This is a genomic window from Oleiphilus sp. HI0086 (assembly GCF_001635225.1).
Genome location: NZ_LWFZ01000611.1, coordinates 1 through 9,679 on the forward strand (window position 1 = coordinate 1; position 9,679 = coordinate 9,679).

The 9,679-nt window shown below is 43.4% G+C and carries 10 protein-coding genes; 3 read left to right on the forward strand and 7 right to left on the reverse strand.

The window, feature by feature from the left end; translation table 11 throughout:
- Positions 1-888, forward strand: an 888-nt coding sequence (locus tag A3756_RS07350) for a HAMP domain-containing sensor histidine kinase (protein ID WP_156490348.1), incomplete at its 5' end; no start/stop codon positions are given.
- Here the strand turns inward: A3756_RS07350 and A3756_RS07355 are convergent.
- Positions 885-1,190, reverse strand: a complete 306-nt coding sequence (locus A3756_RS07355) for a hypothetical protein (RefSeq protein ID WP_068506565.1) — start codon at positions 1,188-1,190, stop codon at positions 885-887. The genes A3756_RS07350 and A3756_RS07355 overlap by 4 nt on opposite strands.
- Before the next feature lie 146 nt (positions 1,191-1,336).
- Here A3756_RS07355 and greB point away from each other — a divergent pair, with 146 nt between their 5' ends.
- Both greB and A3756_RS07365 read left to right on the forward strand, forming a co-directional pair.
- On the forward strand, positions 1,337-1,846 hold the full coding sequence (gene greB / locus A3756_RS07360; RefSeq protein WP_068506562.1) for a transcription elongation factor GreB: 510 nt from the start codon (positions 1,337-1,339) through the stop codon (positions 1,844-1,846).
- A 57-nt stretch (positions 1,847-1,903) separates the two neighbouring features.
- On the forward strand, positions 1,904-2,344 hold the full coding sequence (locus A3756_RS07365) for a hypothetical protein (protein WP_068506560.1): 441 nt from the start codon (positions 1,904-1,906) through the stop codon (positions 2,342-2,344).
- Between the two features lie 146 nt (positions 2,345-2,490).
- On the opposite strand, the gene glmS is transcribed toward A3756_RS07365, so the two are convergent.
- From glmS to atpA, 6 genes are all read right to left on the reverse strand, one after another.
- On the reverse strand, positions 2,491-4,323 hold the full coding sequence (gene glmS, locus A3756_RS07370; RefSeq protein ID WP_068553200.1) for a glutamine--fructose-6-phosphate transaminase (isomerizing): 1,833 nt from the start codon (positions 4,321-4,323) through the stop codon (positions 2,491-2,493).
- A gap of 59 nt (positions 4,324-4,382) precedes the next feature.
- A complete protein-coding gene (gene glmU / locus A3756_RS07375; protein ID WP_068553201.1) occupies positions 4,383-5,741 on the reverse strand; it encodes a bifunctional UDP-N-acetylglucosamine diphosphorylase/glucosamine-1-phosphate N-acetyltransferase GlmU in 1,359 nt (452 codons plus the stop codon).
- Positions 5,742-5,861: 120 nt separating this feature from the next.
- Positions 5,862-6,281, reverse strand: a complete 420-nt coding sequence (locus A3756_RS07380) for a F0F1 ATP synthase subunit epsilon (RefSeq protein WP_068507286.1) — start codon at positions 6,279-6,281, stop codon at positions 5,862-5,864.
- A gap of 61 nt (positions 6,282-6,342) precedes the next feature.
- Positions 6,343-7,740: a F0F1 ATP synthase subunit beta gene (gene atpD, locus A3756_RS07385; protein ID WP_068507288.1), complete on the reverse strand. Its 1,398-nt coding sequence runs from the start codon at positions 7,738-7,740 to the stop codon at positions 6,343-6,345.
- Between the two features lie 56 nt (positions 7,741-7,796).
- Positions 7,797-8,657, reverse strand: coding sequence for a F0F1 ATP synthase subunit gamma (gene atpG / locus A3756_RS07390; protein ID WP_068507290.1), 861 nt, complete (start codon positions 8,655-8,657; stop codon positions 7,797-7,799).
- Positions 8,658-8,749: 92 nt separating this feature from the next.
- Positions 8,750-9,679, reverse strand: a 930-nt coding sequence (atpA, locus tag A3756_RS07395) for a F0F1 ATP synthase subunit alpha (RefSeq protein ID WP_068553203.1), incomplete at its 5' end; no start/stop codon positions are given.

Below are 9,679 nucleotides of genomic sequence, written 5' to 3' on the forward strand. Positions count from 1 at the left end.
GCGATGCTTGGCGGCATTATGATGAGCCGTAGTACAGCAAAAAGGGTTGAGCTAATTAACCAAACCAGCCAGCGGATTATGCAAGGGAATCTTTCTATTCGTATCCCGGACCGTGGCACCAATGACGATTTTGACCAACTCGCACGTAATCTAAATGAAATGCTCGACCGAATCGTTCAATTAATGGAAGGCATTCGTCATATTTCAGACAATATTGCTCACGACCTGCGAACCCCTCTGACTCGTCTAAGAAACCAGTTAGAAAATACACTGATCAGTGTAGAGCGCGACCAAGACAGACAACAGGTCGCCAATGCAGTCGCGGAAGCTGACCAACTACTCGCTACCTTCAATGCCCTATTACGTATTGCTCGCCTTGAGGTGGGTAGTAAGTCTTCAAATTTCCAACCTTTCAATCTAAGTGAACTGGTACAAGATGCTGCCGAGCTATATGAAGCACTTGCCGAAGATAAGAACCAGAAACTTGCGATTTCGATAGAAGAAAACGTTAACCTGAACGGTGATCGAGACCTTCTGTTTCAGACCTTGTGTAACCTGATCGATAACGCAATAAAATACACGCCGGAGAGTGGCTGTATAGATGTATCACTCCACAGCACTCAGAAAGATATATATCTATCAGTTGCTGACTCAGGAATTGGAATTCCAGAAGAGGAAAGGGAGAAAGTATTCCAACGCTTTTATCGCGTTGCCAAGAGCAGGTCTTTGCCAGGTAATGGTTTAGGTTTAAGCCTGGTACTCGCTGTGATGGATATCCACCACAGTAAAGTTATCTTAAATGATAATGACCCAGGCCTAAAAGTGGAGCTGGTTTTCCCACGAAGTACTAAGCTTCTATCAGGCAGTAAAGATAAAGAACTTAATTAGAACTGCGCTCTAACACGATCAATCGTATATTTAGCCGGAAATACAGCCAGGTTCTTAGCACTAATAAAAAGCTTCTCAGTGTTATCTACAATGCTTTCAACTTTTGCTTTGCTAACATCTACTTTTGCGTTAAGGCTATCCATTTCACCTTCCAAACGCTTTTGTCCAAACATCAAAAAAGCAATCAAATTATGACGGTTAATCTGGTTTTCAACACCCATAGCATCTAGGTTATAACCTAATGCATCAATTTGTGATAAAGCACTTTCAGCAAGTTCATTCAATTTTTTCTGTGCTTTCATTGTCTTCTCCAATATGCTTTTATTAAATATACCTTCTGAAAAGCAGGACCTTACTACACCTACTCTTCTAGTTCTTGGCGCTAAGGGTACTTAGATAGTTTAGGTACTTCAACCTAGTTTTATACGACAAAAGATGTGAATACTAAATGGGACGTTACAGACCACCGCAAAAGCCTGGATCAAAATACATTACACCTGAAGGCGAAAAGAAGCTAAAGGATGAGCTAAATTATTTATGGAAAACAAAGCGTCCTCAAGTCACCCAAGCAGTTTCTGAAGCTGCTGCACAAGGTGACCGTTCTGAAAATGCCGAGTATATTTATGGAAAAAAGCAGCTTAGGGAAATAGATAGTCGTGTTCGCTTCCTTAGAAAGCGCCTTGATGACATGGTAGTGGTTGACCGTAAGCCTGACGATTTAACAAGGGTATTTTTCGGTGCCTGGGTCACCCTCGAAAATGACGAAGGAGAAGAGTCTCGTTTTCGCTTAGTCGGCCCAGATGAATTTGACCTTTCAATTGGTTATTTGAGCATCGACTCACCACTGGGGCGCTTGTTACTTAAAAAGCAAATAGATGACGAAGTTGAACTCAATACACCTGATGGCGTGGTCAGCTATGTAGTCGTCAATATCGATTACCTTGATAATGATCACTAGTACCTAGACAGCTTTTGTAAAAACGATAATATATCTGCTTAGATCAAGGAGAGAGCCATGCCTAAAAAATATTTTCATTTTATGCTTTTATGTTTCCTTATACCTTCAATCAGCCTCTCTGAATCACCAGATGAGGATTGGGATGAAGACGAGGATCTTGAATACTTTTTCTCAACCAGGCAAAAATCAACGCTTGAGGATTTTCCACTTCAAGAAATTGGTGGTGAAGAGCTCTCTAATGCTGCGATTGCCGGCGCACTAAAAGCCGATACCTCAAGCGGTCAAAATGCTAAACCTATTTACCTTCAAGAAAAAGAAGACAGTGATAAACAGAAGGCTGGTGATGCACTTAAGGAAGATGAATTGCTTAAAGCAGGTGAAGACTTGCAACTAAATCAGTTTCAAATACCCACAGCTGAATTTCAGCAGCCTATTTATTCCCAGCCTACTGGGCGTACCTATTCCGCGCATAGTACAAACACGATTTCCCGTCCTTAGGCTAATCGAAGATTAAATTTCTAATGAGAATTAGAAATATGGAAAGATCGCGCGTTTATTTCATTCAAAAGGAAAGTTGTTAACAACTTTATTCCATCGTTAACTACTTTTCCCTATGAATAGCGGCTGTAAATACGGCTAGCTCATCACTCAACTGTTACTGATTTTGCTAAATTACGTGGCTGATCCACATCGGTACCTTTAATCAACGCAACATGATAACTAAGCAACTGCAAAGGCACAGTATATAAAATCGGCGCGACGATCTTTTCACAATGTGGTACGTCTAGTACTTTCATGGTGTCATCACTTTTGAAGTGTGCGTTTCGATCAGCAAAAACATACATCAAACCACCTCTTGCACGTACTTCTTCAACGTTAGAATGCAGTTTTTCTAGAAGCTCATTGTTCGGTGCAACAACAATGACTGGCATGTCTGCATCGATAAGAGCCAATGGGCCATGCTTTAATTCGCCTGCGGCATAAGCTTCAGCGTGAATATACGAAATCTCTTTAAGCTTCAGTGCACCTTCCATCGCAACCGGGTATTGATCACCACGACCCAGGAATAAACTGTGGTGCTTGTCAGCAAAGTCTTCCGCCAATTCGGCTATTTGCTTATCCATATCCAAGCTTTGTTCGATGATTGAAGGAAGTGCCTGTAAGGCCTCAACGATCGAAGCTTCCGTTTCGGCTGGCATATTTTTGTTCTTTCCAATAGCGACGACAAGCTGCAGTAAGCCAACTAATTGAACGGTAAATGCCTTGGTGGATGCTACGCCGATCTCAGCGCCCGCATTCATCATATAGTTTAAGTCTGACTCACGAACTAGTGAAGAACCAGGCACGTTACAAATGGTCAAACTAGCTTTATATCCGATTTCTTTGGCCAGTCTTAGTGCTGCCAGAGTATCGGCTGTTTCACCTGACTGCGAGATTGTAACCAATAGTGCATTAGCCGGAACAACCGACTTTCTATATCTAAATTCAGATGCAATTTCGATATTACACGACACACCAGCAATTTCTTCAAACCAATAACGTGCGACCATGCCGGCGTGGTAGCTCGTACCACAGGCAATAATTTGAACGTGATCAATGCCTTTTAGAATCTCTGCTGTATTTTCACCAAAGGCCGTGTCAAGAACCTGGCCGTTTGCAATTCTACCCTCTAAGGTGTTCTTAATAGCAATCGGCTGTTCATAGATTTCTTTTAGCATGTAGTGCTTATATGGCCCTTTGTCGCCAGCATCATGCGAGACATCAGACTCATTGATATCTCTTGATACTTCACTACCTACAGCATCATAGATGGTCACGTCTTGGCGTGTCAGTACGGCGATATCGCCTTCTTCTAGGAAGGAGAAACGGTTCGTTACTGGTAATAATGCTAATTGATCTGATGCCAGGAAGTTTTCTCCTATGCCATATCCTATCACTAATGGGCTACCAGAACGCGCTGCAATTAGCTGGTCTGGATCACTGGTATCCATAACAACCGTTCCGTAAGCACCTTCTAATTTCTTCACAGTTGATCTGAATGCTGATAATAGTGAGTCATGTGTTTTTAGTTCATGATGAACTAGATGAGCAATCACCTCGGTATCTGTATCCGAAGCAAATTCATAACCCACGGCACTTAGCTTCTCACGCAGAGTATGATGGTTTTCAATGATCCCGTTGTGAACAACTACAATTTCGGAACCTGATACATGAGGGTGGGCATTACGTTCGCTAGGTTCACCATGAGTTGCCCAACGTGTGTGTGCAATACCGGTTCCACCTTTGCAAGGGTTTGCCTTTAGTGCGTCTGCCAATTCTTGAACTTTGCCTATACGTCTCAAGCGATTAAATTCGCCTGCTTCAGACAATAAAGCCAACCCTGCTGAATCATATCCTCTATATTCTAAACGCTTCAAACCTTCGAGAAGAATTTCAGCTACATCCCTTTGAGCCACAGCTCCAACTATTCCGCACATACCTTTTGTTCCTGTTTTCCAAATCTTATTCGATTACTTTACTAGTCGAAATCTTTAACTTACTTTTTGCTGGGTCTGTCCCAACCATCGATATTTCTTTGCTTTGACCTGGCTACAGCTAGTTGTTCTTCTTCTATATCTTTATTGACAGTAGACCCCGCGCCAATAGTCGCACGCTTACCAACTTTCACCGGCGCAACTAATGATGTATTGGAGCCAACAAACACATCATCTGCAATTTCTGTTTGAAACTTGTTAACGCCATCATAGTTACAGGTAATTGTACCTGCACCCACGTTAACATTTTTGCCTAAGGTTGCGTCACCAACATAGCTAAGATGGTTAATCTTACTACCTTCACCAACGGTCGTCTTCTTGGTCTCAACAAAGTTACCGACTTTCGCTTTAGTTTTTAAACTCGTTCCGGGTCTCAGTCTTGCAAACGGGCCCACATTACAGGCGCTTGCCACAAAGCTATCTTCGATAATTGAATTAGCATGTATCGTGGTACCAGCACCGATTGTTGAATTTTTGATAATGCAGTTTGGTGCAATGCTGACATCCTCACCAAGTACGACATGCCCTTCGAAAATACAATTAAGATCGATAGTGACATCTTGGCCGCATTCTAATTCACCGCGCACGTCTAAACGATTTGGATCATAGATGGTGACACCTTGAAGCATTAGCTGTTCCGATATCATGCTTTGGTGCCAGCACTCTAATTCACATAGTTGCAGGCGATTATTCACGCCTTGAACTTCCTGCTCAAAACTTGGCTGATGGCTTTCAACTCGCAAGCCATTTGCTACGGCGATCTCGATAATATCAGTTAAGTAGTACTCGCCTTGTGCATTGCTGTTACCAAGTGTCGGAATAAACTTATGCAACACTGAAGCCTGTAGAGCAAGTATTCCGGTATTAACTTCCGGAATCATTAATTCTTCTTCTGAAGCATCTTTTTGTTCTACGATGGCTTCAATATCGCCATCTGCGTTCCGAACGATTCGACCATAGCCCGTTGGGTTTTCAAGGTCGACTGTCAATAAGCCAAGCTGCTTCTCATTAACTAAAGCCGTTAATTGAGACAATGTTGCCTGACTGGTTAAGGGCACGTCTCCGTATAGTATTAGTACTTGCGCGTCTTCTGGAATGTGGTCGATTGCTTGTGCTACCGCATGGCCCGTACCTAGCTGCTCAGCTTGTAAGCACCAGTTTACATCTTCTTTAATTGTGTCTTTTACCTGATCAGCACCGTGACCGATAACAATATGTATACCTTCAGCATCTAACTTATTCGCTGTATCCAACACATGCTGTAGCATTGGCTTTCCCGCTACAGGGTGCAAAACTTTTGGTAATTTAGACTTCATTCGAGAACCTTGCCCAGCTGCAAGGATAACCACATGTAAACTCATAATCGTTTTTCCTAAACTTTTTCTACTACAATCGTTTGATTATAGACACTCCATATGACATAAAAGAAAAAAGGCAGCTAAATAGCTGCCTTTTTTCTTTATTTTACGAATTACTGCTCATTAATGCTTATTTCTCATTCGCTGAATCACGCGTAGTCGCGCTGATGCTTCAGCTAGTTGAGATGCTGCTCGAGAGTAATCAAAATCGCCGCTCTGATTCGCCAGCTCTCTTTCTGCTTCTTTCTTAGCTTCCAGAGCTGCTGCTTCATCAACGTCGTGAGCTCGCTCTGCACTATCTGCTAGCACAGTTACTAAGCTTGGTTGAACTTCCATGTATCCGCCGGATACGTAGAAAACTTCCTCTTCGCCGCCTTGTTTGATAACGCGAACAGGACCAGGATTCAACTTCGTCATTAGTGGAGCATGGCCTGGAGCAATACCCAAGTCACCCATTTCGCCAGCAGCAACAACTAGCTCAACAAGACCCGAATAAATTTGCTCTTCAGCACTTACGATATCGCAATGCACGCTAATACCCATAATTTCTACCTTCATCAGGGAAGCACTTTAAATATCTTAAAGTGCTTCTACTAAAGGATGATTACATGTTTTTCGCTTTTTCGACTGCTTCGTCGATAGAGCCAACCATGTAAAACGCCTGCTCAGGAAGATCATCGTACTCACCGCCCAAGATACCTTGGAAGCCACGGATAGTGTCTTTCAAAGATACATACTTACCCGGTGCACCCGTAAATACTTCGGCAACGTGGAAAGGCTGTGACAAGAAACGTTCGATCTTACGAGCACGTGCAACTGTCTGCTTATCTTCTTCAGACAATTCGTCCATACCAAGAATCGCAATGATGTCTTTCAATTCAGCATAACGCTGAAGTACTGTCTGTACACCACGTGCAATTTCATAGTGCTCAGCACCAATCACCAAAGGATCTAGCTGACGAGAAGTAGAGTCTAGTGGATCGATCGCTGGGTAAATACCCTTAGAAGCGATGTCACGACTCAATACAACTGTTGCATCCAAGTGAGAGAAGGTTGTTGCTGGAGATGGGTCAGTCAAGTCATCCGCAGGTACATATACTGCCTGGATCGATGTGATCGAACCAGTCTTAGTAGATGTAATACGCTCCTGAAGAACACCCATTTCCTCAGCTAGTGTAGGCTGATAACCTACCGCTGAAGGCATACGACCTAGCAGTGCTGATACTTCAGTACCTGCCAGTGTGTAACGGTAGATATTATCAACGAACAATAGTACGTCTTTACCCTCGTCACGGAACTTCTCAGCCATTGTCAAACCAGTCAAGGCAACACGTAGCCTGTTTCCTGGTGGCTCGTTCATCTGACCGTATACCATCGCTACCTTAGAGTCTGTTGGAGTCTCTAGGTTTACAACGCCAGCTTCCTGCATTTCGTGATAGAAATCGTTACCCTCACGAGTACGCTCACCAACACCTGCGAATACTGAAAGACCAGAGTGCTTCAGTGCGATGTTGTTGATCAATTCCATCATGTTTACAGTTTTACCAACGCCCGCACCACCGAATAGACCAACTTTACCACCCTTAGCGAATGGACAAACCAAGTCGATTACTTTGATACCGGTTTCTAGCAATTCAGCCGATGCTGCTTGCTCTGCGTAAGTAGGTGCTTTACGGTGAATAGGCATACGCTCTTGCTCACCGATGTCACCACGCTCGTCGATTGGGCGTCCTAGAACGTCCATGATACGACCCAAAGTTTCTGGACCAACAGGTACAGAAATTGGTGCGCCAGTGTTATCTACATTCAGCCCACGCTTTAGACCTTCAGTACTACCCATTGCGATAGTACGTACGATACCATCACCTAGTTGCTGCTGTACTTCAAGTGTTGTATCAACACCATCAACCTGCAACGCATCATATACATTTGGAACTGATTCGCGCGCGAATTCAACGTCGATTACAGCTCCAATAATTTGTACGATATTTCCGCTACTCATGTCCGGATCCTCGTTAACTTTTAATCTTTAAATACACAAAATTTGCCAGGAACTACTTATACCGCAGCTGCACCACTAACGATCTCAGAAATTTCCTGAGTAATCGCTGCTTGACGCGCTTTGTTATAAACCAACTGCAATTCCTTGATAATGTCGCCCGCGTTGTCTGTTGCAGATTTCATTGCGATCATTCGAGCTGCCTGCTCACATGCTACATTTTCAACAACCGCTTGATAAACTTGCGATTCAACGTAACGCGTTAACAAGCCATCTAGTAAGTCTTTCGCTTCAGGCTCGTAAATATAATCCCAATGATGCTGCATTTCACTTTCTTCAGCAGCTTCTAACGGTAACAATTGTACTACTTCAGGGCTCTGCGTCATGGTGTTTACAAACTCGTTGTATACCACGTAAAGGCGGTCGATCTTGCCTTCTTCGTAAGCATCCAACATCACCTTTACAGAACCGATCAGCTCATGTGCTGCAGGTGCGTCACCAAGGTGACTTAATGCAGCAACGACATTACCGCCGTAGCTTTTAAAGAAGCTAATTGCTTTTTGTCCAACCGCGCAAAGATCGACTTCTACTGCGTTATCCGCGTAGTTTTTCATATCTTTAGCAACTTTCTTGAACAAGTTGACGTTCAAACCGCCACACAAACCTCGGTCTGTAGAAACGATGATATAGCCAACACGCTTAACTTCGCGCTCTTGCAAATATAAGTGCTTATATTCTGTGTTCGCATTTGCCAAGTGACTGACAATCGAACGAATTTTTTCTGAGTAGGGCTTACCCAAACTCATACGATCTTGAGCTTTACGCATCTTACTCGCGGCAACCATTTCCATTGCGCTTGTAATTTTCTGCGTGCTTTTTACGCTCGAAATCTGATTTCGTATCTCTTTACCAACGGCCATTTTATATCGCCTTTAAAGTCTTGTTCACTTTGAGGTATAAATGACAGTCGAGTACTGCAGTATTCATAGATCTCCAGTACTCAACAATCGGCTTACCAAGTTTGCGTCGACTTAAATTGCTCAAGAGCTGATTTAATGCCGTCAGCGATATCATTGTTGTAATCGCCTTTTTCGTTAATCTTATCGAGTAATGCTGAATGTTCAGCACTCATGTAAGACAACATTGCATCTTCAAAATCAACAACTTTGTTTACTGGCACATCATCCAAGAAGCCTTCATTAGCGGCATAAAGAACGATACCCATTTCAGCAACGCTTTGTGGGCTGTACTGCTTTTGCTTCATAAGCTCTGTCACACGCTGACCGTGCTCTAGCTGCTTACGTGTTGCATCATCAAGGTCTGATGCGAACTGAGCAAATGCTGCCAATTCACGATACTGAGCCAAAGCCAAACGTACGCTACCACCTAACTTCTTGATGATCTTAGTCTGAGCTGCACCACCAACTCGTGATACCGAAATACCTGCGTTCATTGCAGGACGAATACCAGAGTTAAATAGGTTGGTCTCAAGGAAGATCTGACCATCTGTAATCGAAATTACGTTAGTTGGTACGAATGCAGATACGTCACCACCTTGTGTTTCGATGATCGGTAGAGCTGTCAATGAACCAGTTTGGCCCTTAACTTCACCATTGGTGAACTGCTCAACGTAATCAGCGTTTACACGTGATGCACGCTCTAGTAGACGTGAGTGCAAGTAGAATACGTCACCTGGATATGCTTCACGACCTGGTGGACGACGTAGTAGCAATGAAATCTGACGGTATGCCCAAGCTTGCTTGGTCAAATCATCAAATACGATCAATGCGTCTTCACCGCGGTCACGGAAGTATTCACCCATTGTTGTACCGCCGTATGGCGCTAAGAACAACATTGCTGCTGGATCAGCTGCACCTGCCGCAACAATGATCGTGTGATCCATTGCGTCATGCTCTTCAAGTTTACGTACAACCGCAGCGAT

Coding starts and splice junctions, on each gene's coding strand:
- atpD (WP_068507288.1), bottom strand. CDS start 7,740: ATGAGTAGCGGAAATATCGTACAAATTATTGGAGCTGTAATCGACGTT.
- A3756_RS07365 (WP_068506560.1), top strand. CDS start 1,904: ATGCCTAAAAAATATTTTCATTTTATGCTTTTATGTTTCCTTATACCT.
- glmS (WP_068553200.1), bottom strand. CDS start 4,323: ATGTGCGGAATAGTTGGAGCTGTGGCTCAAAGGGATGTAGCTGAAATT.
- greB (WP_068506562.1), top strand. CDS start 1,337: ATGGGACGTTACAGACCACCGCAAAAGCCTGGATCAAAATACATTACA.
- A3756_RS07380 (WP_068507286.1), bottom strand. CDS start 6,281: ATGGGTATTAGCGTGCATTGCGATATCGTAAGTGCTGAAGAGCAAATT.
- A3756_RS07355 (WP_068506565.1), bottom strand. CDS start 1,190: ATGAAAGCACAGAAAAAATTGAATGAACTTGCTGAAAGTGCTTTATCA.
- atpG (WP_068507290.1), bottom strand. CDS start 8,657: ATGGCCGTTGGTAAAGAGATACGAAATCAGATTTCGAGCGTAAAAAGC.
- glmU (WP_068553201.1), bottom strand. CDS start 5,741: ATGAGTTTACATGTGGTTATCCTTGCAGCTGGGCAAGGTTCTCGAATG.